The organism is Catenuloplanes nepalensis, assembly GCF_030811575.1.
Classification (GTDB): domain Bacteria; phylum Actinomycetota; class Actinomycetes; order Mycobacteriales; family Micromonosporaceae; genus Catenuloplanes; species Catenuloplanes nepalensis.
The window spans coordinates 6,848,857-6,872,933 of record NZ_JAUSRA010000001.1; the positions used below are offsets into that span (position 1 = coordinate 6,848,857).

General features: G+C 70.6%; 25 protein-coding genes and 2 pseudogenes. 12 read left to right on the plus strand and 15 right to left on the minus strand.

The genetic code is table 11. From position 1 onward, the window contains the following. Position 1: 1 nt before the first annotated feature. The 7 genes from atpA to J2S43_RS29390 form a co-directional block, all read right to left on the minus strand. Positions 2-1,645: a F0F1 ATP synthase subunit alpha gene (gene atpA, locus J2S43_RS29360; protein WP_306834704.1), complete on the minus strand. Its 1,644-nt coding sequence runs from the start codon at positions 1,643-1,645 to the stop codon at positions 2-4. 69 nt (positions 1,646-1,714) lie between these two features. Next, the gene (locus J2S43_RS29365; protein ID WP_306839524.1) at positions 1,715-2,536 is read right to left on the minus strand and encodes a F0F1 ATP synthase subunit delta; all 822 of its coding nucleotides are present in this window, start codon (positions 2,534-2,536) and stop codon (positions 1,715-1,717) included. Further along, the gene (locus tag J2S43_RS29370; RefSeq protein WP_306834706.1) at positions 2,533-3,087 is read right to left on the minus strand and encodes a F0F1 ATP synthase subunit B; all 555 of its coding nucleotides are present in this window, start codon (positions 3,085-3,087) and stop codon (positions 2,533-2,535) included. Before J2S43_RS29370 ends, J2S43_RS29365 begins: the two co-directional genes overlap by 4 nt. 75 nt (positions 3,088-3,162) lie before the next feature. Continuing rightward, on the minus strand, positions 3,163-3,402 hold the full coding sequence (atpE, locus tag J2S43_RS29375; protein ID WP_306834708.1) for an ATP synthase F0 subunit C: 240 nt from the start codon (positions 3,400-3,402) through the stop codon (positions 3,163-3,165). 92 nt (positions 3,403-3,494) lie between these two features. Continuing rightward, a complete protein-coding gene (gene atpB, locus J2S43_RS29380) occupies positions 3,495-4,298 on the minus strand; it encodes a F0F1 ATP synthase subunit A (protein ID WP_306834710.1) in 804 nt (267 codons plus the stop codon). A gap of 25 nt (positions 4,299-4,323) precedes the next feature. Beyond that, positions 4,324-4,542: an AtpZ/AtpI family protein gene (locus J2S43_RS29385; RefSeq protein WP_306834712.1), complete on the minus strand. Its 219-nt coding sequence runs from the start codon at positions 4,540-4,542 to the stop codon at positions 4,324-4,326. A gap of 166 nt (positions 4,543-4,708) precedes the next feature. Further along, positions 4,709-5,107 carry a Cg1360 family ATP-synthase-associated protein gene (locus J2S43_RS29390; protein ID WP_306834714.1) on the minus strand — a complete coding sequence of 133 codons (399 nt, stop codon included), beginning with the start codon at positions 5,105-5,107 and terminating at the stop codon, positions 4,709-4,711. Between the two features lie 368 nt (positions 5,108-5,475). Here J2S43_RS29390 and J2S43_RS29395 point away from each other — a divergent pair, with 368 nt between their 5' ends. Next, on the plus strand, positions 5,476-6,591 hold the full coding sequence (locus tag J2S43_RS29395) for a TerC family protein (RefSeq protein WP_306834716.1): 1,116 nt from the start codon (positions 5,476-5,478) through the stop codon (positions 6,589-6,591). Here J2S43_RS29395 and glyA read toward each other — a convergent pair. Next, a pseudogene (gene glyA, locus J2S43_RS29400) lies at positions 6,526-7,734 on the minus strand (serine hydroxymethyltransferase); the annotation flags it as partial. The gene J2S43_RS29395 and the pseudogene glyA overlap by 66 nt on opposite strands. A 156-nt stretch (positions 7,735-7,890) precedes the next feature. Here glyA and J2S43_RS29405 point away from each other — a divergent pair. The 5 genes from J2S43_RS29405 to tsaD all read left to right on the plus strand — a co-directional run bounded on the left by J2S43_RS29405 (position 7,891) and on the right by tsaD (position 12,256). After that, positions 7,891-9,354: an SDR family oxidoreductase gene (locus tag J2S43_RS29405; RefSeq protein WP_306834718.1), complete on the plus strand. Its 1,464-nt coding sequence runs from the start codon at positions 7,891-7,893 to the stop codon at positions 9,352-9,354. Positions 9,355-9,518: 164 nt separating this feature from the next. Then, positions 9,519-10,034 (plus strand): tRNA (adenosine(37)-N6)-threonylcarbamoyltransferase complex ATPase subunit type 1 TsaE, encoded by a 516-nt coding sequence (gene tsaE / locus J2S43_RS29410; protein WP_306834720.1) that lies wholly within the window; start codon positions 9,519-9,521, stop codon positions 10,032-10,034. Further along, positions 9,997-10,647 carry a tRNA (adenosine(37)-N6)-threonylcarbamoyltransferase complex dimerization subunit type 1 TsaB gene (gene tsaB, locus J2S43_RS29415; protein ID WP_306834722.1) on the plus strand — a complete coding sequence of 217 codons (651 nt, stop codon included), beginning with the start codon at positions 9,997-9,999 and terminating at the stop codon, positions 10,645-10,647. The genes tsaE and tsaB overlap by 38 nt, the downstream gene beginning before the upstream one ends. Continuing rightward, entirely contained in the window at positions 10,644-11,261 is a 618-nt protein-coding gene (locus tag J2S43_RS29420) for an L-threonylcarbamoyladenylate synthase (protein ID WP_306834724.1), read from the plus strand. The genes tsaB and J2S43_RS29420 overlap by 4 nt, the downstream gene beginning before the upstream one ends. Continuing rightward, entirely contained in the window at positions 11,258-12,256 is a 999-nt protein-coding gene (tsaD, locus tag J2S43_RS29425; RefSeq protein WP_306834726.1) for a tRNA (adenosine(37)-N6)-threonylcarbamoyltransferase complex transferase subunit TsaD, read from the plus strand. Before J2S43_RS29420 ends, tsaD begins: the two co-directional genes overlap by 4 nt. Before the next feature lie 384 nt (positions 12,257-12,640). Here the strand turns inward: tsaD and J2S43_RS29430 are convergent, their stop codons facing one another. Both J2S43_RS29430 and J2S43_RS29435 read right to left on the minus strand, forming a co-directional pair. Further along, positions 12,641-13,270: an arsenate reductase/protein-tyrosine-phosphatase family protein gene (locus J2S43_RS29430; protein ID WP_306834728.1), complete on the minus strand. Its 630-nt coding sequence runs from the start codon at positions 13,268-13,270 to the stop codon at positions 12,641-12,643. Further along, a complete protein-coding gene (locus J2S43_RS29435; RefSeq protein WP_306839526.1) occupies positions 13,271-13,912 on the minus strand; it encodes an L-threonylcarbamoyladenylate synthase in 642 nt (213 codons plus the stop codon). It lies immediately after the preceding gene. A gap of 90 nt (positions 13,913-14,002) precedes the next feature. Here J2S43_RS29435 and J2S43_RS29440 point away from each other — a divergent pair, with 90 nt between their 5' ends. The 3 genes from J2S43_RS29440 (at position 14,003) to J2S43_RS29450 (ending at position 16,405) form a co-directional block, all read left to right on the plus strand. Then, positions 14,003-15,661: a glycoside hydrolase family 10-like protein gene (locus tag J2S43_RS29440; RefSeq protein WP_306834730.1), complete on the plus strand. Its 1,659-nt coding sequence runs from the start codon at positions 14,003-14,005 to the stop codon at positions 15,659-15,661. A gap of 61 nt (positions 15,662-15,722) precedes the next feature. Beyond that, positions 15,723-16,013, plus strand: a complete 291-nt coding sequence (locus tag J2S43_RS29445; RefSeq protein WP_306834732.1) for a hypothetical protein — start codon at positions 15,723-15,725, stop codon at positions 16,011-16,013. Next, entirely contained in the window at positions 16,010-16,405 is a 396-nt protein-coding gene (locus tag J2S43_RS29450; protein WP_306834735.1) for a type II toxin-antitoxin system VapC family toxin, read from the plus strand. The genes J2S43_RS29445 and J2S43_RS29450 overlap by 4 nt, the downstream gene beginning before the upstream one ends. Here J2S43_RS29450 and J2S43_RS29455 read toward each other — a convergent pair. After that, positions 16,378-16,756: pseudogene (locus tag J2S43_RS29455) on the minus strand (ABA4-like family protein). The gene J2S43_RS29450 and the pseudogene J2S43_RS29455 sit on opposite strands and share 28 nt — an antisense overlap. Positions 16,757-16,809: 53 nt before the next feature. After that, positions 16,810-17,727: a hypothetical protein gene (locus tag J2S43_RS29460; RefSeq protein ID WP_306834739.1), complete on the minus strand. Its 918-nt coding sequence runs from the start codon at positions 17,725-17,727 to the stop codon at positions 16,810-16,812. A 123-nt stretch (positions 17,728-17,850) separates the two neighbouring features. On the opposite strand from J2S43_RS29460, the gene J2S43_RS29465 reads away from it, so the two are divergent. Continuing rightward, positions 17,851-18,564, plus strand: a complete 714-nt coding sequence (locus J2S43_RS29465) for a MerR family transcriptional regulator (protein ID WP_306834741.1) — start codon at positions 17,851-17,853, stop codon at positions 18,562-18,564. An 813-nt stretch (positions 18,565-19,377) separates the two neighbouring features. Further along, complete coding sequence (locus tag J2S43_RS29470) at positions 19,378-19,677, plus strand: hypothetical protein (RefSeq protein WP_306834743.1); 300 nt, start codon at positions 19,378-19,380, stop codon at positions 19,675-19,677. A 280-nt stretch (positions 19,678-19,957) separates the two neighbouring features. On the opposite strand, the gene J2S43_RS29475 is transcribed toward J2S43_RS29470, so the two are convergent. Next, entirely contained in the window at positions 19,958-21,472 is a 1,515-nt protein-coding gene (locus tag J2S43_RS29475; protein WP_306834745.1) for a GGDEF domain-containing protein, read from the minus strand. Between the two features lie 225 nt (positions 21,473-21,697). Between J2S43_RS29475 and prmC the strand changes: the two genes are divergently transcribed. Then, positions 21,698-22,531, plus strand: coding sequence for a peptide chain release factor N(5)-glutamine methyltransferase (gene prmC, locus J2S43_RS29480; RefSeq protein WP_306834749.1), 834 nt, complete (start codon positions 21,698-21,700; stop codon positions 22,529-22,531). A 6-nt stretch (positions 22,532-22,537) separates the two neighbouring features. Here prmC and prfA read toward each other — a convergent pair whose 3' ends face one another. Together prfA and rpmE are read right to left on the minus strand one after the other, a co-directional pair. Beyond that, positions 22,538-23,626, minus strand: a complete 1,089-nt coding sequence (gene prfA, locus J2S43_RS29485; RefSeq protein ID WP_306834751.1) for a peptide chain release factor 1 — start codon at positions 23,624-23,626, stop codon at positions 22,538-22,540. Between the two features lie 89 nt (positions 23,627-23,715). Next, positions 23,716-23,946, minus strand: coding sequence for a 50S ribosomal protein L31 (gene rpmE, locus J2S43_RS29490; protein ID WP_306834753.1), 231 nt, complete (start codon positions 23,944-23,946; stop codon positions 23,716-23,718). Between the last annotated feature and the right edge of the window lie 131 nt (positions 23,947-24,077).

The window sequence follows — 24,077 nt, forward strand, 5'->3', positions numbered from 1 at the left end:
ACTACTTCTCGTCCGAGTCGACGTGCCGGGTGACGGTCTCGCGGGAGACCTTGTCGTCACCGAGTGCCTCGGCCGGAGCCTCGTTCACCCGGGTGCCGGTGGCGCCGCTCTGGAAGAGCTGCTTGAACTCGGCCACGCCCGACTTCAGCGACTCGATCGCGTCGTCCGACAGCTTGCCGGTCGACGCGATGCCGGTGACCGTGTCCGCACGGTGCTGACGCAGCCACTGCAGCAGCTCACGCTCGAACCGGCTCACGTCAGCGATCTCGACGTCGTCCAGCTCCCCGGTGGTACCGGCCCAGATGGAGATCGTCTCGTCCTCGACCGGGTACGGCGAGTACTGCGGCTGCTTGAGCAGCTCGACCAGGCGGGCACCACGCGCGAGCTGGTTGCGGGAAGCCTTGTCCAGGTCGGAGGCGAAGGCGGAGAACGCCTCCAGCTCGCGGTACTGCGCCAGGTCGAGACGCAGCCGGCCGGCGACACCCTTGAGGCCCTTGACCTGCGCCGCGCCGCCGACCCGGGACACCGAGGTGCCCACGTTGATGGCCGGGCGAACACCGGAGTTGAACAGGTCGGACTCCAGGAAGATCTGGCCGTCCGTGATCGAGATGACGTTGGTCGGGATGAACGCCGAGATGTCCGACGCCTTGGTCTCGATGATCGGCAGACCGGTCATCGAGCCCGCGCCCAGCTCGTCGGAGAGCTTCGCGCAGCGCTCCAGCAGGCGGGAGTGCAGGTAGAAGACGTCACCGGGGTACGCCTCGCGGCCCGGCGGGCGGCGCAGCAGCAGCGAGATGGCACGGTAGGCCTCGGCCTGCTTGCTCAGGTCGTCGAAGACGATCAGAACGTGCTTGCCGTTGTACATCCAGTGCTGGCCGATCGAGGAACCGGCGTACGGCGCGATGTACTTGAAGCCGGCCGGTGCGTCCGCGGGGGCGGCGACGATGGTGGTGTACTCCATCGCCCCCTTCTCCTCGAGGATGCCCTTGACCGTGGCGATGGTCGTGGCCTTCTGGCCGATGGCGACGTAGATGCAGCGGACCTGCTTCTTCGGGTCGCCGGAGAGCCAGTTGTCACGCTGGTTCAGGATCGCGTCGAGCGCGACCGTGGTCTTGCCGGTCTTGCGGTCACCGATGATCAGCTGACGCTGACCCCGGCCGATCGCGGTCATCGAGTCGATGGCCTTGATGCCGGTCTGCAGCGGCTCCTTGACGGGCTGCCGCGACATGACGTTCGGCGCCTGGAGCTCCAGCTCGCGGAAACCGTCGGTCTCGATGTCGCCCTTGTCGTCGATCGGCTCGCCGAGCGCGTTGACGACGCGGCCCAGGAAGCCGTCGCCGACCGGCACGGAGAGGACGCGGCCGGTCCGCTTGACCGGCTGGCCCTCCTCGATGCCGGTGAAGTCGCCCAGGACGACGACACCGATCTCACGCGCCTCCAGGTTCAGGGAGACACCCAGGGTGCCGTCCTCGAACTCCAGGAGCTCATTCGCCATCGTCGAGGGCAGGCCCTGGACGTGTGCGATTCCGTCGCCCGCATCGCTGACGATGCCGACCTCCTCGCGGGAGACCTCGGGCGTGTAGGACGAAACATAGCGCTCGAGCGCACCCCGGATCTCATCCGAGGAGATGGTCAGCTCGGCCATCCTCAGCCTTCCAAACTGTCGTCTCGGTGCCGTCCCCACCGCAATGAAGGGGCTTCCGAGGGAACGGACCTACTTGGCGAATGCCTTGCGGGCTTCGGTGAGCCGCCGCAGGATCGTGCCGTCGTACAGGTCGGAACCGACCCGGACGCTGATCCCGCCGACGATCGCCGGGTCGACCGTGACCTTGAGGGACACGCCCCGGCCGTACAGCTCGGACAACTTGGCGGCGAGCGCCGCCTCGTCGGCCTCGGCGAGCGGGCGCGCGACGGTCACGTACGCGAGGTCGCGGTCCTGACGGTCCGCGGCCAGCTCGATCAGGCGATCCAGCGACGCCACGAAACCGCGGCCGCCGAACCCGGACAGGGCCACCTCGACGAGGCGGACCGTCACCGGCTTCGCCTTGCCGCCGAGCAGCTCCCGGACCAGCTCCGCCCGGCGCGAGGCCGGGACGGAGGTGTCGCCGAGGGCACCGGCGAGCGCCTTCTCCCCGGTGACGATCTTGCTGAACCGGAACAGCTCGTCCTCCACCTCGCCCAGCTCGCCGGCCGCGGACGCGCCGGACAGCAGCGCGTTCACCCCGGTCTGCTCGACGGCGGTGAGGAACTCGCTCGGCGTGGACCAGCGCGCGGAGACGAGCGCGGTCGCCACCGTGAGCGTGGGCGCGGAGACCTTGCCGGTCAGCAGCCCGCCGGCCAGCTCGGCGCGCTGCGCGGCCGGCATGGACGAGTCGGACAGCGCACGACGCAGCCGCGGCTCACCGGAGAGCAGACCCGCGACCGCGAGCAGCTCGTCGCCCAGCGCGGCGACGTCCGCCGCGGACGCCGTGGCGGCGTACGCGGTCAGTGCGTCAGTCGCCGCGGCATAGGACTCGCGGTTGCCGATCGACATCAGCGCCGACCCCCCGACGCGGCGGGCGCGTCGATCTCGGCGATGAAGCGCTCGACGGTGCCCCGGCTGCGCGCCTCGTCGGCGAGCGACTCGCCCACGATGCGACCGGCCAGGTCCACGGCGAGCGTGCCGATCTCGGACCGCAGCTCGCGGACGAGCTGCTCGCGCTGCGTGCGCAGGTTGTCCTGCCCGGCGGCGATGATGCGGTCGGACTCCTCACGGGCCTTGGCCAGGACGTCCTGACGGATCGCCTCGGCGTCGGCACGCGCCTCGTCCCTTATCCGAGCGGCCTCGGTCCGTGCCTCGGCGAGCTGCGCGCGGTACTGCTCGAGCAGCTCGTTCGCCTCGGCCTGCGCGGTCTCCGCCCGGGCGATGCCGCCCTCGATGGCGTCGACCCGGGCCTTGAACGTCTCCTCCATGCGCGGGAAGACGAACTTGGCCAGGATGAACAGGATCACGGCGAACGCAACGAGACCGACGATGATTTCGGAGACCGGCGGCAACAGGATGTTGCCGTGCTCCTCAGCAGCATCAGCAGCGAGATTAAGTTTCATAACACTCCCATCTGGCCGGTGATCCGTCGTTCCCGCCGATCACCGAGTCGGCCCTGCGGCCGTCGACGAGTCCGCTCAGCCCTGCTGTGCGAACGCGAGAACCAGGCCGAGCAGCGCGAGCGCCTCGACCACGGCGAAGCCCATGAACATGTAGACGCGGGTCAGGCCGGCGGTCTCGGGCTGACGCGCGGTCGCCTGGATGTAGGCGGCGAAGACCAGGCCCACGCCGATACCCGGGCCGAGGGCGGCGATGCCGTAGCCGACCACGTTGATGTTGCCGGAGATCTCGGCCAGGTAGGTGACGGTGTCGGTCATGCTGTTGAATCCTCCTGAGTTGCCGCGTACGACTTACGCGAACGATTAAGGCGAACACTGCTTTGCAAGGCTTGGGACTGCGAAAGCGCGGATCAGTGCGCCGGGTCCACCGAACTCTGCAGGTAGGTGGCGGTCAGCAGCGTGAAGACGTACGCCTGCAGCGCGAGGATGAACAATTCGAAGAGCGTCATCACGATCGCCATTCCCCAGCTGAGGAGCGCGACCGGCTTGAGGAACACCGCTTCCGCGTTCATCAGGGCGACACCACCGAGCGTGAACACCAGCAGGATCATGTGGCCGGCGAACATGTTCGCGAAAAGTCGGATCGCCAGCGTGGCCGGCCGGAGCAGGACCACCTGGAACAGCTCGATCGGCACCAGGATCGGCTGCACCCAGAGCGGAGCGCCGGACACCCAGATGCTGTTCTTCACGTACTGCCCGAGACCCTGCGTCCTGATGCCGACGGCAATGTAGATGACGTAGGTGAAGCCGGCGAGCACGATCGGGAACGCAATATGCGAGTTAGGTGAAATCTGTGCGAACGGGACGATGCCCCACAGATTGTTCAGAAGAATGAAGACGAACAGCGTCGTCAGGTACGGCGCGAAGCGCGCGCCGTGCTTGTTGCCGATGATGTCCTTGGCGATGCCGTCCCGGACGAAACCGTAGATCGACTCCGCGAGCCACTGGCCCTTGGTGGGCACGATCTTCGGGGCACGGTAGGTCACCAGGAAGAACACGATGAGGATGGCCACCGAGAGCCACACCAGCAGCGTGACCTTCGTGAAAGCCTGCGCCCACATCGTGCCTTCGAGCGCCGGAATCAGAGTCGGAAAGTCGAAGCTCTCCACTCCGGGCGGAAACTCCGCGGCGAGAACGTGCGGGGACTTACTCAACGCATCCTCCGTCGGTCGGGGCCGTTCACGCGCCCAGCCTCTTCACGATCAGATAAACCCCGGCGATGGTGCCGCCGATCAGCCCGATCAGCAGCCCCACGTCCGGCAGGCCGAGCCAGCGATCCAGCAGCCAGCCCGCGCCACCCCAGACGATCATGCCGCCCAACAGGTAACCGACCGCCGACCAACCGGCATCGGCCCCCGAGTTGGGCTCAGGAGCTTTGGGTGAAGGGTCATCGGCCATGACGCGGCGACAATATCAGCCACGGGCAGGAGGCTAGGACTCACCCCCCGCACAACTCCGTTGTGCGGTCCTCACGGGGTCCCGGCTCATCGTGAGACACCGTACTCCCCGTCACACGCCACCGGGAGAGGACTCGCTGATTTCCGACAACGGTCACCTGAAGGACCTAGTCCGACACGGCACCGGGCGGTACGGCCGGAGCGCGCATCGTGGACCAGATCTGCGCGGTTATCCAGATCATCAGGGCACACACCATGCCGATCGTCGTCATCCGCACGCCGGCCCAGTCGCGATCGATGACCACCAGCAGCAATATGCCGAGCAGCGAGATCTTGAAGACGTAGGTGGCCAGTCCCACGGTCAGCACCAGCTTCGGCATCACCGAGTCGGCCCACGCGATCGCCAGATTGGACACCAGATAGCCGCCGGCCATCAGCCCGACCCCGAGCAGCGCGCCCAGCAGCCCGGGACCGCCGTCGACCAGCTGACCGGCCACGGCGAGCACCACGGCCAGCACCGCGGTCGCGGCGAGCGGCCACCGGATGTGGCCCAACCGAACGATCATCGTCTCCCCAGCCATGGCAGCACCCTCGGCCAGCGAGACTACCGGCTCTAGCGATGCCGCCGGTGCATCCCGTGCCCGGATGACACCGCCGCACAGCTGATGCCGAGGCAGAGCAGCAGAAATATGGCCACCAGAACGTCGAGCAGCATCATCGCCACCTCCGATCACCCTATCTACTGAGCGTAACCAAGATCCCGCGATCTGGTTACCATTCAGCCCGGTCGAAACCGCTACCATCGACGCAGCGAGGGGAGTACCCCGAGAAGCGCACGCCGGTCAGTACGGATCCTCCGACAGGGTCCCCGGCGGGTCGCCCGCGAATCGGCGGGTGGGGGAGACCTCGGACGGTGAACGTTCGAGGAGTTGCCGTGCACCCTCTGGACTCGATCGCGTCCCCCGGCCTCTGGGCCGCCACCATCATCGGGCTGCTGGCCCTGCTCGCCGTGGACGTCTGGCTCACCCGGCGCCCGCACGAGGTGGCGATGGGCGAGGCGCTCCGCTGGACCGCTTTCTACCTGGCCCTTCCGTTCGTCTTCTGTGGCTTCCTCTGGTGGGTGTACGGCGGTACGCCCGCGATCGAGTTCCTCACCGGCTTCGTGGTGGAGAAGTCGCTGTCGGTGGACAACCTCTTCGTCTTCATGCTGCTGCTGGCCTCGTTCGCGGTGCCGCCCGCGCTCGCCCAGCGGGTGCTGCTCTACGGCATCGTCGGCGCGCTGCTGCTGCGCGCCGTCTTCATCGCGCTCGGCGCCGGCGCGCTGGCCACCGGCACCTGGGTGTTCCTGCTGTTCGGCGCCGTGCTGGTGTGGACCGCGATCCGGGTGCTGCGCGAGGCCGGCGCGGGCCCGGAGGCGACGCTCGACGTCGACGACATGCGCACGGTCAAGCTGCTGCGCCGCTGGCTGCCGGTGACCAGGGAGTACGACGGGTTCAAGCTCGTCACCCGGGTCGACGGGCGGCGCGCGCTGACCCCGGCCGCGCTGGTGGTCACCGCGATCTTCATGACCGACGTCGTCTTCGCGGTCGACTCGGTGCCGGCCGTCTACGGCGTGACCGAGGACCCCTACCTGGTGCTCGCCACGAACGCGTTCGCGCTGCTCGGCCTGCGCGCGCTCTACTTCGTGCTGCACGACGCGCTGGGCCGGCTGCGGCACCTCAACTACGGCCTCGGCGTCATCCTGGCGTTCATCGGCGTGAAGCTGCTGCTGCACTGGGCGCACGGCATCTGGTCCTGGGTGCCGGAGATCCCGACCGTGCTCTCGCTCGGCGTGATCGTGGCCGTGCTCGCCGCCGTGACCGCGACCAGCCTGCTCAGCACGCGCCGGCCGGAGCGACGGTCAGACCGTGGCGGCGGGCCGGGCGTAGGCGGGGAACCGGTGGACCAGCGCGGTGACCTCGTCGGCAACCTCGTGCAGCGCGGCGAGCCCGGCCGCGGTGCCCGGGTCGGACCGCACGGCCCGGCCGATCAGCCCCGCGATCTGCCGTGAGGTGCCCTCCTCCATCCCCTGCGTGGTGATGCAGGGGGTGCCGATCCGGATGCCGGACGCCACCGTGGGCTTCTGCGTGTCGTAGGGGATCGCGTTCTTGTTGAGTGTGATCCGGGCCAGGTCGCAGCGTTCCTCCGCGTCCCGGCCGGTGACGCCGAGCGCGGTGAGGTCCGCGACCGCGAGGTGCGTGTCGGTGCCGCCGGTCACGCATCGCGCGCCCTCGGTGTCCAGGCCGGCCGCGAGCGCCTGCGCGTTCTTGACCACCTGCTTGACGTACCCCTGGAATTCCGGCATCTGGGCCTCGCGGAACGCGACGGCCTTGGCCGCGACCGCGTGCATCAGCGGGCCGCCCTGGGTGAACGGGAAGACCGCCTTGTCGATCCGCGCGGCCAACCCCTCCCGGCAGAGGATCATGCCGCCGCGCGGGCCGCGCAGCACCTTGTGCGTGGTCGCGCAGACCACGTCCGCGTACGGGACCGGAGACGGGATGGCCCGGCCGGCGACCAGCCCGATGAAGTGGGCCGCGTCCACCATCAGGTAGGCGCCGACCTCGTCCGCGATCTCCCGGAAGATCCGAAAATCGATGTTCCGGGGGTACGCCGTGGCGCCGCAAATGATCATCCGGGGCCGGTGCGCGCGGGCCAGGTCGCGGACCTCGTCGTAGTCGATCAGCTCGGTGTCCCGGCGCAGCCCGTACCCGATGGGATTGAACCACTTCCCGGAGAAGTTGACCTTGCTGCCGTGCGTGAGGTGGCCGCCGAGTGGCAGGTCCATCGCCAGCACCGGGTCGCCCGGCTGCACCAGCGCCGCGTAGGCCGCCATGATCGCGGACGCGCCGGAGTGCGGCTGCACGTTCACGTGGTCCGCGCCGAACAGGTCCTTCGCGCGGCTCACCGCCAGCTCCTCGGCCCGGTCCGCCGGGCCGCACCCGCCGTAGTACCGGTGTCCCGGGTAGCCCTCCGCGTACTTGTTGCTCAGCGTGGAACCCATCGCGGCCAGCACGGCCGGCGACGTCAGGTTCTCGCTCGCTATCAACTGGAGCCCGTCACGCAGCCGGTGCAGCTCGGACAGCAGCACCTCGGCCAGCTCGGGGTCGGTCTCGTGCAGGGCGTCGAAGTCCGGGCCCCAGAAGGTCTCGGTCATGCCGGACTTCCCCCAACGCTGCGGTCACGCGGTGGCCGGCGCTGAGCCGATGATTCACTCGCAAGCTCGTTCATGCCGCACCCCGCTCTTACCCGGCAGGTCAGAACCCGAGTCTAGGTCCGTTTAGCACGCCGTCCGGGGGCAATCCTGGTTCTCATGCAACCCGACGCACTCTGCCTGGTCACCGGCGCGACCGGATACATCGGCGGACGCCTCGCGCCACGCCTGGTCGCGGCCGGTTTCCGGGTGCGTTGCCTGGCCCGGAACGCGAACCGGCTGCGCGACGTGCCGTGGGCGTCGCGGGTGGAGGTCGCGGAGGGCGACGTCAGCGAGCCGGCCACGCTCGACGCCGCGCTGGAGGGCGTCGACGTCGCCTACTACCTGATCCACTCGCTCGGCCGGCGCGGCTTCGAGGAGATGGACCGGGTCGCGGCCCGCAACTTCGCGGAGGCGGCCCGGAAGGCCGGCGTCAGGCGGATCGTCTACCTCGGCGGCCCCGACCCGACCGGCGACGTGCACTCCGCCCACCTGCGCTCGCGCGCCGAGGTCGGCAGGATCCTGCTGGACAGCGGCGTGCCCACGGCCGTGCTCCGCGCACCCGTCATCATCGGATCAGGCTCCGCGTCGTTCGAGATGCTGCGCTACCTGACCGAGCGGCTACCAGTGATGATCACGCCACGGTGGGTCCGGAACAAGATCCAGCCCATCGCGGTACGGGACGTGCTGCGCCGCCTGATCGAGGCCGCGAGCCTGCCGCCGGAGGTCAACCGCGGCTTCGACATCGCCGGCCCGGACGTGCTCACCTACGCGGAGATGATGCAGCGGTACGCACGCGTCGCCGGACTCCCCCGCCGCCGGCTGCTCCCGGTCCGCGCGCTCACGCCGTGGCTCTCCTCGCACTGGGTCGGCCTGATCACCCCGGTCCCGAATGCGATCGCCCGCCCGCTCGTGGAGAGCTTGATCCACGAGGCGGTAGCCCACGAGAATGACATTTCGGACTTTTCCCGATGGGATCCGACGCCGTTCGACGAGGCGGTCCGGCTCGCGCTCGCCAAGGTCCGTGACGTGCAGGTGGAGACGCGGTGGACCGGCGCGGCCGGGCGGGACGCGTCCGCGGAACCGCTGCCCACCGACCCGGCCTGGTCCGGCGGCAGCGTCTACACCGACGTGCGCGACCAGCCGGTCGGCGCCACCTCGGACGCGCTCTGGCGGGTGATCGAGGGCATCGGCGGCGACAACGGCTGGTACTCGTTCCCGCTGGCCTGGTCCGCGCGCGGCTGGCTGGACACGCTCTCCGGCGGCGTCGGCCTGCGCCGCGGCCGTCGCGACCCGCACCGCCTCTACGTCGGCGAGGCGCTGGACTTCTGGCGCGTCGAGGAGATCGTGCCCGGCCGCATGCTGCGCCTGCGCGCGGAGATGCGCCTGCCCGGCCGCGCCTGGCTGGAGATGTACGCCGAGCCCGGCCCGGACGGCACGTCCACCTACCGGCAGCGCGCCGTCTTCCTGCCGCACGGCCTCGCCGGCCATGCGTACTGGGCCGCGGTCCTCCCGTTCCACGCCATCGTCTTCGGCGGCATGGCCAGGAACATCGCCCGGTCCTCCCGCGGCGTACCCCGGTAAGGGCGTGTGTGGTGGATCCCGTCGAGCCGAGGCGAGGTCCGGGCGGCGCCTGGGCCATGCCGCGGGCCGGCGAAGATCCGCCGAACACGCCCCGAGGCGGGTGTGAAGATCCTCTTCGGCCGGACTAGGCTTGTCTGCCTATCTCGGAGTTTGGGGATCTGTTCATGAAGAAGTTCAGTGTCGTCTCCGGCTCGCCGGCTCAGACAGCGCTGATCGCCACCGCGCTGGCCGGCCGGCTGAGGCCCGGCGACATCGTGCTGCTCAGCGGCGACCTGGCCGCGGGCAAGACCACGTTCGTCAAGGCGGTCGCCGAAGCACTGGGCTCCACCGACCCGGTCACCAGCCCCACGTTCGCGCTCGCGCAGTTCTACGCGGCCAAGGAGTCGCGGATCCTGCACGTGGACAGCTACCGGCTGGCGGACGTGGAGGAATACCGCGACCTCGGCCTGGCGGAGTACCAGGACGACGCGATCAGCCTGATCGAGTGGGGCGAGAAGATCGCCGGCGAGTTCCCCTGCCACCTCGCGATCTCGTTCGTCGCCACCGACGAGGCCGACGGCCGCTCCCTGACGTTCTCCGCCACCTGCGACCGGTGGACCGGCGCGCTCGACGACCTGCACGCCGCTATCTCGAAGGAAACCGATGGGTCTCACGCTGGCGATCGAAACATCGTCGATTAACTACGGCGTCACGCTGGACGGTGCGGAGACCGTCCGCAGGCGCGACGACCCGTCCTTCACCAGCATCGGCGGCCTGGTCGAGACCGTGCTGACCGCGGCCGGGCGCACACCGGCGGAGATCGAGCTGATCGCGGTCGACCTCGGTCCGGGCAACCTCAGCTCGGTCCGCGCCGGCGTGGCGTACGCCAACGGCCTGGGTTTCAGCCTCGGCCGTCAGGTCGTGGGCATCCACGGGCTGCGCGTGCTGGCGTTCACGGCCGCACCGAAACCGGACCGGCCCGTGCTGTGCCTGCGCAACGCGGGCGCGGGCAACGTCTACGCCGCGGTCTACGAGCACGGCAAGGCGACGCTGATGCGGCACGACACGCTCACGTCGATCTGCGAGTCGGTGCGCGCGTCGCACTCGTCGCTGATCCTGGCCGGCGCGTTCCGCGACCAGGCCCGCGCGCTCCTGACCGGCGTCGACGTGACCGACAGCGGCGTGGAGGTCCCGTCCTCGCTCGCCACCTGGACGCTCACGGTCACCTCGCCGGCCGACGCGGACTGGGCGCCGGCCGACTTCGTGAGCCCGATCAACGAGCAGACCCCACCGTTCACCGGGGAGATTCCGTGATCCTGCACAACGTCACCGACGTGACACCCGAGATCGTCGCCGCCGCGCGGGACAGCCTGCTGGCCGGCGGCGTGGCGCTGGTGCCGACGGACACCGTCTACGGCCTCGCGGTCGCGGCCGGCCGTGCCGCGGCCGCGGCCCGGATCTTCTCGCTGAAGAACCGCCCGGCCGCGAAGAACCTGCCGGTCATGGTGGCCGGCGTGGACCAGCTGCCGTCGCTCGGCGTCGTCGTCACGCCGGACGCGCGCACGCTGCTGGACGCGTTCGCTCCCGGCCCGATCACGATCGCGTTCGGCGTCGACCCGGCGGCCGCGCCGGAGTGGCTGGCCGGGCGGGACGAGGTCGCGGTGCGCATCCCGAAGGAGGAGGCGCTGCTGGCCATCCTCCGCGAGACCGGCCCGCTGCTGGTCACCAGCGCGAACGCGCACGCCCAGGAGACGCCGGAGACCGTCCCAGACATCCTCGCGATGCTGGACGGCGAGCCCGACGTGGTGCTCGACGGCGGCCCGCGCCAGTCCGTACCGTCGACGCTGGTGAACTGCAACCTGCCGGCGCCCCGCATCGAGCGCGTGGGCCAGATCCCCGCCGACGAGATCGAGAAGGTGCTGTCATGACGTCGAACGGCCTCATCCTCGGCATCGAGACGTCCTGCGACGACACGGCCGTCGGCCTCGTCGACGAGCGCGGCCAGGTCGTCGCGTCCGCGGTCGCCTCGCAGGTGCTCATCCACAACCGCTACGGCGGCGTCTACCCCGAGGTCGCCAGCCGGGCCCACATCAACAAGATCATTCCGACGGTACGGATGGTGCTCGAGGACTCCGGCGTCAACCCGCGCGAGCTGGAGGCGATCGGCGTCACCCGTGGCCCCGGCCTGATCGGCTCGCTGATGGTCGGCCTGGACACCGCGTCCGGCCTGGCCGCCGGCTGGGGCGTGCCGATCGTCGGCGTCAACCACCTCCGCGGCCACCTGCGCAGCGCCGACCTGGAGGAACAGCGCGTCGAGTTCCCCGCGATGATCCTGCTCGTCTCCGGCGGCCACACGCTGCTCGCCCGGATGAACGGCCCGTCCGACATCAAGCTGATCGGCAACACGCTCGACGACTCGGTCGGCGAGGCCTACGACAAGGTCTCCCGCATGCTCGGCCTCGGCTACCCCGGCGGCCCCGTGGTGGACCGGATGGCCGGCGCCGGCATCCCGAACATCCCGTTCCCGCGCCCGGTCATCAACCACGGCCTGGACTTCTCCTTCTCCGGCCTGAAGAGCGCGGTCATGCGCTATCTGGAGGCCGAGAAGAACTGGAAGGTCGAGGACGTCGCCGCGTCGTTCGTCGCCGCCTGCATGGACGTGCTGATCGCCAAGTGCCGCCGCGCGCTGGCCGCCTATCCGTCGTCCTCGCTGGTCATCGTGGGTGGGGTGGCGGCCTCTCCCCCGCTGCGCGCCGCCGCCGCCCAGCTCTGCGACGAGGCCGGCGTCCGCCTCAGCCTCCCGCCCCTGAAGTGGTCCACCGACAACGGCGCCATGATCGCCATGGCCGCCTGGGACTACCTGGCCAGCGACACCCACACCCCGGCCCAGCCCCAGACCTCCCTGACGATCGAATCCTTCTAGCCCTCGGGCGGCCACCCCGGCGTGGCCGCCCCACCCTCCGCCGCGGGCGGATGCAGCGACGCGGGCCAGCCATTCCCGGCGTGCCCGAGCGACCCGGCCCGCTCACTTCTGGCGATCATTGAGTGATACACCAGGTAGATCCATTGGGCCGATGAACGTACCCCAGGTATCACTCAATGATCGTTTGGCCGGGCAGCGCCGGGCAGCGCCGGGCGCGCCGACGCTTTGGCCGCGAAAGGATCATTGACCGACACGAAAAGAGGTCAAAGGTCGAAGTAGACCTAATCTTCGTGTCGGTCAATGATCCTTTGACGCGGACGGCCGCGGCATTCGATCACCACGCGACCCGCGGAGCCACGGCCCTCTCGTCTCGGCGCCGGAAGCTCACCTGAACGCGGGAGGACCGGCGATCCCGGCGAGCAAGCGGCTCGCCAGCGGGTCGACCGTGGATTCGATCTCGTCGGCGATGCGGACGAAAGCCGCGTCGCCGCGCCCCCACGGGTCGTCGAGGTCGTCGGCCGGCAGCGACTCGGCGCCGGCGCGCGCCGCGTCGACCGCGGCCACCAGCGCGACCCCGCGCGCGTAGACCGCCTCCGGCGTCGCCTCCGCCGGCGGCAGCGCGGACTCGTCGACGACCGCCAGCAGACGCCCGAACTCGGCGAGCACGAACGAGCGGGCCGCCGCGTCCGGGCGCAGCGCCAGCACATACTCGTGCTGGTCGGCCGTTGCGGTGAGGATGAGGTCGGCCGCGTCGATGTGGTCCGAGCGCAGCTTGCGGGCCTCGAACGCGGACGCGTCACCGCCCCGGCGCTTGATCTCGCGAGCCGCGGGCGGGTTCATCTTCTCGCCCGCGTGCCAGCCGCCGGTCCCGGCGCTGTGCGAGTAGATGAGCTCCTCGGCGACCGCATCAGAACCGGTCAGGCGCCGGGCGAACGCCATGTTCAGCATGTGCTCGGCCATCGGGCTGCGGCAGATGTTGCCCATGCAGACGTGCAGCACGGAAAACGGCGGCATTCAGTCCTCCTGGCCGAGCATGTCCGGCACCACGTCGCGGAGCTTCTCCAGCGGGATCGCGCCCGCGCGCAACATGCGGGGTTCGTCGCCGGTGACGTCCACGATCGTGCTCGGCACCGGGTCGATCGCCGGGCCGGCCTCCAGATATGTCCGGACCGAGTAGCCCATCTGGTCCTGCGCCTCGGCCGCGGTCAGCGGTGCCGGGCGGCCGGTCTTGTTCGCCGAGGAGACCGCCATCGGGCCGACCTCGCGCAGCACCTCCAGCGCGACCGGGTGCAGCGGCTGCCGGACCGCGATCTGGCCGTTCGTCTCGCCGAGGTCCCACTGCAGGCTGGGCGCGTGGTCGACGATGATCGTCAGCGGGCCGGGCCAGAACGCGTCGGCCAGGTCCCGCGCCGCCTTGGGCAGGATCAGCACCAGGCCGTTCAGCGTGTGCCGGGAGCCGACCAGGACCGGCGGGGGCGTCCGGCCGCGGCCCTTCGCGTTGAAGAGCGAGTTCACGGCGTGCGAGGAGAACGCGTCGCACCCGATGCCGTACAGCGTGTCGGTGGGCATGACCACCAGCTCGCCGTTCTTCGCCGCCTCGATCGCGGCGGCGATGCCTCGATCACGATCGGCTGCGGACCGGCAGTCATAGAGCATCACGGGGAGAGTGTGCCATGGTCGACTGAGACCGCACCCGCACCGGTGGCAACGTTTGCGATTTCGCCCGCGATCGGCAGACTGGGTCGGGTGCCCGCGCAGACGAAGCCCACCCGCCGCCAGTTACTCATCGGACTGACCGCCGGACTTTCAGTGATCGTGCTGGTCGCCACGATCGGCCTGCTCCGCTGGGCGGACGATCGTTCGGGCGGCGCCGCGGAGGCGCGCGAACCGGAGAGCGCGGCCACGCTCAACGCGTCCACGGCCGGTTCCTGCGGCGGCGTGGCCACGTCCGCGCCCCGCGAGCTGCGCGCCATGTGGATCACCAGCGTCAACAACATCGACTGGCCGAGCAAGAAGGGCCTGCCCGAGGCGCAGGTGAAGGCGGAATACCTCGGCTGGCTCGACCTGGCGCAGAAGCTCAACCACAACGCGGTCTTCGTGCACGTGCGGCCGAGCGGCGACGCGTTCTGGCCCTCGGAGTACGCGCCGTGGTCGGACTGGCTGACCGGCAAGCGTGACGGGCGGAGTCCGGGCTGGGACCCGATGGAGTGGATGATCGCCGAGACGCACGCGCGCAACCTGGAGTTCCACGCGTGGTTCAACCCGTACCGGGGCAGTCAGCCGGCCGCGGCCAAGGGCGCCGGCGACGACCTGAACCAGCTCGCGCCGAACCATCCGCTGCGCGCGCACCCGGAGTGGCGCGTGGTCTACCCGAGCGAGAACGGGCGGTTCTACTTCAATCCCGGCGTTCCGGAGGCGCGCGCGTTCGTCGAGGACGCGATGCTGGAGGCGGTCCGGAAGTACGACGTCGACGGCGTGCACTTCGACGACTTCTTCTACCCGTACCCGGAGGACGACGAGGACTTCCCGGACGACGCCGCGTTCGCCGCGCACAACCGGAACATCAAGGACAAGGGTGACTGGCGGCGCGACAACGTGAACCTGCTGGTCAAGGAGATGTCCGAAAAAATCAGGGCGCTCAAGCCGTGGGTCAAGTTCGGGATCAGCCCGTTCGGCATCTGGCGCAACCAGAGCACCGACCCGGAGGGCTCGGACAGCCGCGGCCTGCAGGCGTACGACGAGATCTACGCGGACACCCGCAAATGGGTCCGCGAGGGCTGGCTGGACTACATCGTGCCGCAGCTCTACTGGAACATCGGCTTCGACCGGGCCGACTACGCGAGGCTGCTGCCCTGGTGGACGGAGACCGTGGCCGGGACCGGCGTGCAGCTGTGGATCGGCCAGGCCGACTACCGGGCGGGCGAGGCCGGCGCCTGGAAGGAAGCGGACCAGCTCAGCAAGCAGATGGCACTGAACCGCACGCACCCCGAGGTGACCGGCAGCGTCCACTTCAGCGCCAAACAGGTCAAGGCCGACAAACTAGGATCAGTCACGCGGTACGCGAAGGATCACTACTCCACGCCCGCGCTCCCCGCGGTCATGCCGCAGATGCCGTCCGCACCGCCGCCCGCCCCGGCCCTGACCTCCGCGGTCCGCGACTCGAAGACCGGCGCCGTGACCGTGACCGGCCGCGCCGGCGAGGGCTCCGAGGCCGCCTCCTACGCGCTCTACCGCGTGGACGGCGACAAGGCCACGCTGGTCGCCACCGCCCGGGCCACCGGCGCCACCGACCAGCAGTGGGTCGACCCCGCCGCCCCGGCCGCTCCCATCGCCACCTACTGCGTCACCGCGCTCGACCGCTCCTGGAACGAGGGCACCCCCAGCACCCCGATCACCGCGAGCTGATTCTTCCTCGCGGAGCCGTTTCGGGGCTGCACCAGTCGACATAGTCGATTATGTTGGCGCCATGACATTGACACTGGAACGCGTGCAGAATCAGACCATGGCCACCTCCGTGACGATTCACGACGTGCCGGAAGACGTGCTCGAAGCGCTGTTACGACAGGCTCGCGACCGTGGCGAGTCACTGCAGGACCTCCTCCTGTCCGTGATCACCCGAGCGGCGACGATCAGCCGTAATCGCGAGCTGATCGCCGAGATCAGGCGAGACCTCGCTGTGACCGGCGGCGCCGGGCCGGATGCCCCGGACGCCGCCGACGTCATCCGCCGCGAGCGCAGGGGTGAATACGACGCATGATCGTGGTAGATGCGTCGGCTCTGACCAACCTGATGGTTTACACCGACGAGCGCGGAACCAGAGCTTCTGAGGCGATGAACCGGGACTCCGAATGGGTCGCCCCCGAACACTGGCGTGCGGAGACGTTCTCCGCGATTCGCGGGCTCACGCTCGGCCGCAAGATAGAGGAGGCGCAAGGAGCCAAAGCCGTCAGGCGAATAGCCTGGCTGACGATCCACGCCGCGCCACTCGACCCCCTGCTGCCACGCATGTGGGAGCTACGAAACAACATCAGCGCCTACGACGCCGCCTACGTCGCGGTCGCGGAGGATCGGATGGCCGCACTGGTCACCGCCGATGCCCGCCTGGCGACCGCGGCCTCCGCCTACTGCCGGGTGGAACTGGTCAGCTGAGCCGGAGAACGTAGGACACGCACAACGAGGTAAAGGGTGAGGCCGATCGGGGACAGCAGGATCGTCACCACGAGGATCGGCCCCATCACCAACGGGTGCAGGCCGCGGTCGCGGGCGTCGAGGTGGATCCAGCGGCCGATGAAGAGGTCGAAGGCGATCAGGTGGGCCCAGACCGCCGCGACCACGCCGGGACTCGTGAGCAGGGCCTGGACGCCGGTGAGATCGGGTGACAGCATCTCGGCGGCGAACGCGGGGAAGTCCGCCCCCAGGGCGAAGGGCCAGACCGACAGCGGGGCCAGCACGATCAGCGGTGATCCGGCGGGTCAGGGACCAGGTGGGGGCCAGGATCATCAGAGCCCAGAACGGCGCGGCCAGCAGGAACGCGAGCTGGAACAGGACCGCGTTCACCGGGCACCGGCCGGGAGTGACGCGGGGGACGACAGCGCGCACGAGTGGTGCCGCACGATCCAGATCGCGGCGGTCAGCGTGGTCAGCAGCCCGACCGCACCGGCGGCGAGCGTGAGCGCGTCGGGCGCGATCACGGACTGGCCGCGCAGCGCCTGCCACGTCAGGACGAAGGTCAGCCACGCGTAGCCGACGCCGGCCGTGGCGATAAGGCGCGTCCGTACCGCCGAATCGGTCAGCAGTGACCAGCGACGGGACAGCAGCGTCAGCGCGAACGCGAGCAGCGGCAGGGCCTGAAGGGCGTGCAGGCCCACGAAGTGGCCGACGCGCAGGTCGCCGCCGGCCGTGCTCCAGCCGACCAGCGGCAGGCCGGGGCCGCCGTCCTCGACGCCGACGCTGTGCGCGCCGGAGAGCGTGGGCGCGGCGCCGCCGGTCATCGCATCGAGCTGGGACGGCGTGGGCGAGGTCATCAGAAAGCCGACGACCATGCCGGCCAGCGCGATGCCGATGCCGAGCCGGATCGCGAGCGCGGCCGGCCGGTCGGTGAGGCGCTGGCGGAGCAGGATCACGCCGAGGCCGAGCGTGGCGACGAAGACGACCATGATGCTCGCGGCCATCACGGACCAGACCGCGACGTCGGACGCGGTGGCCACGTTGAAGTGGCTCTGGCGGCCCCGCAGGAGCTGGCCGACGATCGCGATCATCTCGATGACCAGGCCGGCCGCGATCACGGTGCCGAGCCACCAGCCGATGCGGCGGCGGCGCGCGTCGAGCAGCGAGATCATCCAGGCCAGCGTGAGCGCGTACACGATGATGGAGATTGAGAATTTGAGCGGCTTCAGCCAGATCGGCGCGCCGACCAGCACCCGCGGGTCGAGCCACAGCCCGAAGGCGCAGGCCACGGCGAGCACGGCCATGGCACCGGAAACATGGATCAGCGGACGATGCACGAGAACCCCCCAGATGGATAGCGGCACTCTCCACTATCGGTAGGTAGACTATCCGCCAGGACCGAGGAAGATCGCAAGGGGTACGGACGAATGCGTGTCGCGGAGCTGAGCCGGCGGACCGGGGTGCCGGTGCCGACGATCAAGTTCTATCTGCGGGAGGGCGTGCTGCCGCCCGGCGAGCTGACCAGCCCGAACCAGGCCAGCTACGACGAGGGGCACGTGCGCCGGCTCCGGCTCGTCCGCGCGATGCTGGAGGTCGGCCGGCTGCCGATCGCGACGATCCGCGAGGTGCTGCGCGAGGTCGACGACAAGGACCTGCACGGCCGCCTCGGCCGCACGCTCTACCCGCTGGCCGGCGTGAAGGAGAACGAACCCGCCAGCCCGGCGCTGGCCGCGGCGATGACGGACGTGGACGCGCTGATCGCGCGCTGGGGCTGGCGGATCGACCCGGTCAGCCCGGGCCGCCGCCGGCTGGCCGAGGTGATGCTGACGTTCCGCGAGTTGGACGTCGCCTACCTGATGACCGAGATCGACCGGTACGCCCAGGCCGCCGAGATGATCGCCGAGTCCGACCTGCGCGGCATCGCCACCGAGCGCACCGCCGACGACGTGGTCACCGGCGCGGTGATCGGCACGGTCGTCGGCGACGCGCTCCAGGCCGCCCTCCGCCGCCTGGCCCACGAACACACCTCCCCCCGCTTCTTCGGCGAGGACGCGGACGCGGGCGCGGCCAGGAACCCGGCCGACGGCGAGAGCCGGCCCGAGCCCAGGAGCAAGCGCGGCCCCCGCCCCGGACGCCCATGACCAAGGCGTCCCGGCCTGACCGCCGATACCAACGCGCCGGGACCCGGACAGCCGCGCGGGAACGCGAAGATCGCGACCGCACCGAGCGCCGGTCCTCGCGCACCGCCGGCGACAGATCCCGCCGGTCTCCCCGCACCGCACCAGCCACAGATCCCGCCGGACTCCGCGCACCGCGCCAGCCACAGATCCTGCTGGACTCCGCGCACCGCCAGCGACAGATCCTGCTCGACCACCGTGCACTTCGCCCGGATCCGCCGCGACTCGCGGACGCAGGTGCCTGCGCGAGCCCGTCGGTGACGCCGCCGCGCAGCGCAGGCACTCCAGCGGGCGCCCTGCGCCCGAAAAATCATGAAATAGCGCCCAGCGCACGGACCCTTGCGGAGCAGCACGACTGCCGGCACCGCAATCGATCATTGAGTGATACGCAGGGTAGATCGACTATCGCCGTCGGCCTCCCCCGCGTATCACTCAATGATCCTGTGGGATGCATCGGCGCCCACGAAGACCCATCCGCATGGCGAGAACACCAAGAGCCACCGCACAGCGATCTACCCGCTTCCGGCCTGGCCGAGTTCCGCATGCTCCCGCGGGCAACGGTCGTCGCTGGCGCTCCTCCCTGCGGGATCCGAGGATGGTCGCCACAAACCCAGCGGCTTCCACACCGCAGCCAGTCCCTGCCCGCCGGGGCACCACCGCCCGTCGGGGCACCACCGCCCGCCGGGGCACCACCGCCCGCCGGGGCACGACCCAGCCGGGGCACCACCGCCAGCCGCGTCGAAGGATCATTGGCGCCGGGTGCCTAGGCTCGGCGGCATGAGCGGGTGGTTCGTGATCGTCGAGGAGCAGAGCGGCAACGGTGAGGGGCGGCAGTGGCGGGTGACCAACGTGGCGCCCGCGGCCGAGACCGAGGAGGGCGCGCAGGAGCTGGCGCTGAAGACCGCGCGGGAATACCAGCCCGAGCACCCCTGGTCGCCGCGGCGCCGGCAGATCTACCGGCTGGCCACGCCGGGGTCGTTCCTGGTCGCGGTGGAGGGCCGGACCGCCACGTTCCACTTCCGGGTGTCGCTGGGCGAGCAGATCTACGACGAACCTGAGACCGGCCTCATGCGGTGACGTCCGTCAGCCGGCACGCCAGGCGTGTTTGGTGGATCTTCGCCGGACTGCGGCGTGGCCAGGCGCCGCCCGGCCGCACGCCGCACAAGCCCACATACGACACCGGTATGCGGACCTCCGTGCCGCACACCCTTCACGACACCTGGACCTGGCCTCGGCTCGACGAGATCCACCGAACACGCCCCAGTGGGCTTCCACGAACGTTCGCCGGGACAGAACCCCGTGACCAGGGCGTCCCTGCTGTTCCGACACGCCCCGATCACGGACGCCGGGAGCGGTGTCAGGCGGTGACCGTGCGGAAGGCTCGGACCAGTGCGTCGGCCAGGCCGCCGCGGCCCTCCGGGATCGCGCCGTTGACCTCGGCCCAGCCCAGGCGGGCGGAGATCGGCGTGCCCGGGACCAGCGACTCCCAGTCCTCCGCGGCCAGCGCGGTGGAGATCCGCCGGCCGACCTCGGCCGCCTGCGCCATGCCCGCGCCGGGCAGCACCACCACGAACTCGTCGCCGCCGTAGCGGGCCACGAAGTCACCGCGGCGCATCACCCGGTTTATCACCCCGGCCACGCGCTGCAGCACCAGGTCCCCGGCGTGGTGGCCGTGCACGGTGTTGACCGAGGTGAAGCCCATCAGGTCGCAGACGCCCAGCGCGGCGCGCTCGCCGTGCTCGGCCAGCTCCACGACGTACCGCTCCAGGCGGCGGCGGTTCGGCAGGCCGGTCAGCGGGTCGGAGAGCGCCTCCCCACCGGACTGCGCGGCGGCCCGGCGCATCTCCTCCTGGTCCAGGCGCGCCGCGATGCCGTCCACGTAGACCTCGCGCAGCCGGTCGTTGCGCTGGGTGGCCAGCCGGAACGCGAGCCGGTCCGCGCGATGCGCCGCCTCGTGATCGCCGGCGCGCGCGTACGAGATGCTGCGCAGCCGGGCCGGCTCGGCCGCACCGAGCGTCTCCGGCGCGACCGTGACCGCGCTCAGCTGCGACAGCGCCTCGCCGGTCCGGCCGTCCGCGATGGACAGGCACACCTCGCCGAGCCTGCGCAGGTCGCGGGCGCGTGCGCTGTCCCCGCCGTAGGCGAGCAGCGGCCGGGCGTCGACCGGGCCGCGTTCGCCGAGCGCGGCCCGGCGGGCGACCGTGTAGCCGTACGCCGCGCGGCCGCTGGGCCGGATCCGGTCCAGGTGGCCGGCCCGGCCGATCCGGGCCAGGTCGTCGCTGACGTCGCGGAGCACGCGCAGGCAGCCGTCCGTGTCGCCCGAGTGGTCCAGCGCGATCGCGTTCCGCAGCCGGATGCCGGGCGCGGCCAGCACCTCCTCCGCCAGGCCGGCCGCGGCACCGATCTGCCGGGCGCGCTCGATCGCGGAGAGCGCGTAGCCGTGGAACGCCAGGTACGAGTACGCCATCGCGAGGTCGTGCCAGCCCCAGGCGGTGTCCGAGTCGGGGTCGGTCACCGCGTTGAGCGCGCGTGAACTCTGCACCAGGTGCATCACGCAGCGGTCGAGTGCGCCCTGGTGGTGGGCGGCGAGCGCGGCGAACGCGTGCAGCTGCCCCCGCACGTACGGCTCCGGCAGGTCCTGCACGGCCTCGAACGCGCGGTCCATGGCCGGCCCGTACTCCGCGGTGCGCCCGAGGTTGATCAGTGTGCCGAGCCGCTGGACCAGCGCGTCGGTCCGCGCGATCGGATCGCGGGTGCTCTCGGCGACCCGCTCCAGGAGCCGGGACGCCTCCGCGGAACGATCGGCCTGCTGCAGGATCCGCGCCTCACGCAGGCGGTCGGCCTGGTCCGTGACCCGGTCGAGCCAACCCACTCGGCGCCTCCGTGATGTCGGGAAAGGTGTCATCGCGGCGCGCCTGCCGAGCCGCCGCAATGTTGTGGTCCGTAAAGCTGAGTGATCCGTAAAAGCTGAGTGGTCCGTAAAGCTGAGCGGCGTGCTTTCGGCCCGCCGCGATGTGCGTACCGTAATGATTATGGCGTGACCCACGCTCATGGAAAGCCCCTAGCGGGCACGGAACGGACACGAGCCTCCGCGGTCGTGGCCCGGGGGACGTCTCGCCTGGACGAGGCCGGCGTCCCGACGCCGCGCGTCGACGCGGAGATTCTCGCCGCCCACGTGCTGGGCGAGTCCCGCACGCAGCTGCTGCTCTCCGACGGTTTCACCGAGGCGGCGCTGCTGGAGTACGTCAAGGTGATCGAGAAGCGTGCGACCGGCGTGCCGCTGCAGCACATCACCGGCACGGCACCGTTCCGGCACATCGAACTCTCGGTCGGCCCGGGCGTGTTCGTGCCGCGCCCGGAGACCGAGCTGCTGGCGGACTGGGGCCTGGCCGCGCTCGCCGGGCACTCCCGGCCGGTGGTCGTCGACCTGTGCAGCGGCTCCGGCGCGATCGCGCTGGCCGTGGCGAACGAGCGGCCGGACGCGAAGGTCTACGCGGTGGAGCGGTCCCCGGAGGCGCTGACCTGGCTGCGGCGCAACGCGGCCGCCCGCGCGGACGCCGGCGACGCGCACGTCACCGTGGCCGAGGGCGACGTCGCGGACGCGTCGGTGCTGGCCGAGCTGAACGGCACCGTCGACCTGGTGCTGTGCAACCCGCCGTACGTGCCGCTGGGCACGAAGGTCTCGGTCGAGGTCGACCACGACCCCCCGCAGGCCGTCTTCGGCGGCGAGGAGGGCCTCGACCTGATCCCCGCGGTGATCGGCACGGCCGCGCGGCTGCTGAGGTCCGGCGGCTCGTTCGCGGTCGAGCACGACGAGACGCACGGCGCGGAGGTGCCGGCACTGCTGCGCGAGGACGGCCGGTTCGCCATCATCCGGCTCCGGTACGACCTCGCGCAGCGCGCCCGCTACACCACCGCCCACAGGACCTAGGCGGCGCTACTTCCGGGACAGCTCGGTATCGCCGGCCAGCCGAGCTGCCCGGTCGGCCTCGGTGAGCGCGTCCAGCACGCCGTCCACGTCGCCGGCCAGGACCAGGTCCAGGTTGTACGCCGTGAAGCCGATCCGGTGGTCGGTGATCCGGTTCTGCGGGAAGTTGTAGGTCCGGATCCGCTCGGACCGGTCGACCGTGCGCACCTGCGACTTGCGCGCGTCGGACGCCTCCGCCGCGGCCGCCTCCTGGGCGTGCGCGAGCAGCCGGGAGCGCAGGATCCGCATGGCCTGCTCCCGGTTCTGCAGCTGCGACTTCTCGTTCTGGCAGGAGACGACCACGCCGGTCGGCAGGTGCGTGATCCGGACCGCGGAGTCGGTGGTGTTGACCGACTGGCCGCCCGGCCCGGAGGAGCGGAACACGTCGATGCGCAGGTCGTTCGCGTCGATCTGCACGTCGACCTCCTCGGCCTCGGGCAGCACGAGCACGCCGGCGGCGGAGGTGTGGATGCGGCCCTGCGACTCGGTGACCGGCACGCGCTGCACCCGGTGCACGCCGCCCTCCCACTTGAGCCGGGACCAGACGCCGTTGCCGCCCTCCGGCACGCCCTTGGTCTTGATCGCGACGGAGACGTCCTTGACGCCGCCCATGTCCGAGCTCTGCGCCTCGATGACCTCGGTGACCCAGCCGTGGCGCTCCGCGTACCGCTGGTACATGCGCAGCAGGTCACCGGCGAACAGCGCGGACTCCTCGCCGCCCTCGCCCGCCTTGATCTCCAGGATCACGTCCTTGGCGTCGTTGGGGTCCCGCGGGATGAGCAGCTCGGCGAGGCGCTCCTCCAGCCGCGGCAGGCGCGCGGAGAGCTCCTCGGCCTCGGCGGCGAAGGCGGCGTCCTCGGCGGACAGCTCGCGGGCGGCCTCCAGGTCCTCGCGTACCTGCTCCAGCTCGCCGTTGGCCTTGTGGATCGGGGAGAGCTCGGCGAACCGCCGGCCCACCCGCCGGGCCGTGTTCTGGTCCGCGTGGATGGCCGGGTCGGCGAGCCGCTTCTCCAGGTCGGCGTACTCCTCCAGGAGCGACATCAGCCGTTCGTTGCTCATCTCTCCAGCTCTCTGTATGACAAACCCGGCGCGAACGACGAACGGCGCCCGCCCCTGTCGAACGACAGGAACGAGCGCCGTACGGGGAGCTACTTGGTCTTCGCGCCGGTCTTCTGAACCTTGGCGTACTTCTGCTGGAACTTCGCCACGCGACCCGCGGTGTCGAGCACGCGCTGCTTGCCGGTGTAGAACGGGTGGCAGGCGCTGCAGGTCTCGACGCTGATCTTGCCGCCCTTGGCGGTGCTCCGCGTGGTGAAGGTGCTGCCGCAGGAGCACGACACCTCGGTCGCGGCGTACTGCGGGTGAATGTCCTTCTTCATGTGCCTCGGTCCTCTCGTGGGTGGTCGCCGGGTCGCTCGGCGCTGATCGTCGAGCGTGAACCGGAACCGCTGGCCGATGGTCCAGTCTGCCATGTCCGGGGTGCGGGGCCCGCACCGGGAGACGGCGACCG

Coding starts and splice junctions, on each gene's coding strand:
- atpA (WP_306834704.1), bottom strand. CDS start 1,645: ATGGCCGAGCTGACCATCTCCTCGGATGAGATCCGGGGTGCGCTCGAG.
- J2S43_RS29370 (WP_306834706.1), bottom strand. CDS start 3,087: ATGAAACTTAATCTCGCTGCTGATGCTGCTGAGGAGCACGGCAACATC.
- atpE (WP_306834708.1), bottom strand. CDS start 3,402: ATGACCGACACCGTCACCTACCTGGCCGAGATCTCCGGCAACATCAAC.
- J2S43_RS29385 (WP_306834712.1), bottom strand. CDS start 4,542: ATGGCCGATGACCCTTCACCCAAAGCTCCTGAGCCCAACTCGGGGGCC.
- J2S43_RS29390 (WP_306834714.1), bottom strand. CDS start 5,107: ATGATCGTTCGGTTGGGCCACATCCGGTGGCCGCTCGCCGCGACCGCG.
- J2S43_RS29405 (WP_306834718.1), top strand. CDS start 7,891: ATGCAACCCGACGCACTCTGCCTGGTCACCGGCGCGACCGGATACATC.
- tsaE (WP_306834720.1), top strand. CDS start 9,519: ATGAAGAAGTTCAGTGTCGTCTCCGGCTCGCCGGCTCAGACAGCGCTG.
- tsaB (WP_306834722.1), top strand. CDS start 9,997: ATGGGTCTCACGCTGGCGATCGAAACATCGTCGATTAACTACGGCGTC.
- tsaD (WP_306834726.1), top strand. CDS start 11,258: ATGACGTCGAACGGCCTCATCCTCGGCATCGAGACGTCCTGCGACGAC.
- J2S43_RS29430 (WP_306834728.1), bottom strand. CDS start 13,270: ATGCCGCCGTTTTCCGTGCTGCACGTCTGCATGGGCAACATCTGCCGC.
- J2S43_RS29435 (WP_306839526.1), bottom strand. CDS start 13,912: ATGCTCTATGACTGCCGGTCCGCAGCCGATCGTGATCGAGGCATCGCC.
- J2S43_RS29445 (WP_306834732.1), top strand. CDS start 15,723: ATGACATTGACACTGGAACGCGTGCAGAATCAGACCATGGCCACCTCC.
- J2S43_RS29450 (WP_306834735.1), top strand. CDS start 16,010: ATGATCGTGGTAGATGCGTCGGCTCTGACCAACCTGATGGTTTACACC.
- J2S43_RS29460 (WP_306834739.1), bottom strand. CDS start 17,727: ATGGCCGTGCTCGCCGTGGCCTGCGCCTTCGGGCTGTGGCTCGACCCG.
- J2S43_RS29465 (WP_306834741.1), top strand. CDS start 17,851: ATGCGTGTCGCGGAGCTGAGCCGGCGGACCGGGGTGCCGGTGCCGACG.
- J2S43_RS29470 (WP_306834743.1), top strand. CDS start 19,378: ATGAGCGGGTGGTTCGTGATCGTCGAGGAGCAGAGCGGCAACGGTGAG.
- prfA (WP_306834751.1), bottom strand. CDS start 23,626: ATGAGCAACGAACGGCTGATGTCGCTCCTGGAGGAGTACGCCGACCTG.
- rpmE (WP_306834753.1), bottom strand. CDS start 23,946: ATGAAGAAGGACATTCACCCGCAGTACGCCGCGACCGAGGTGTCGTGC.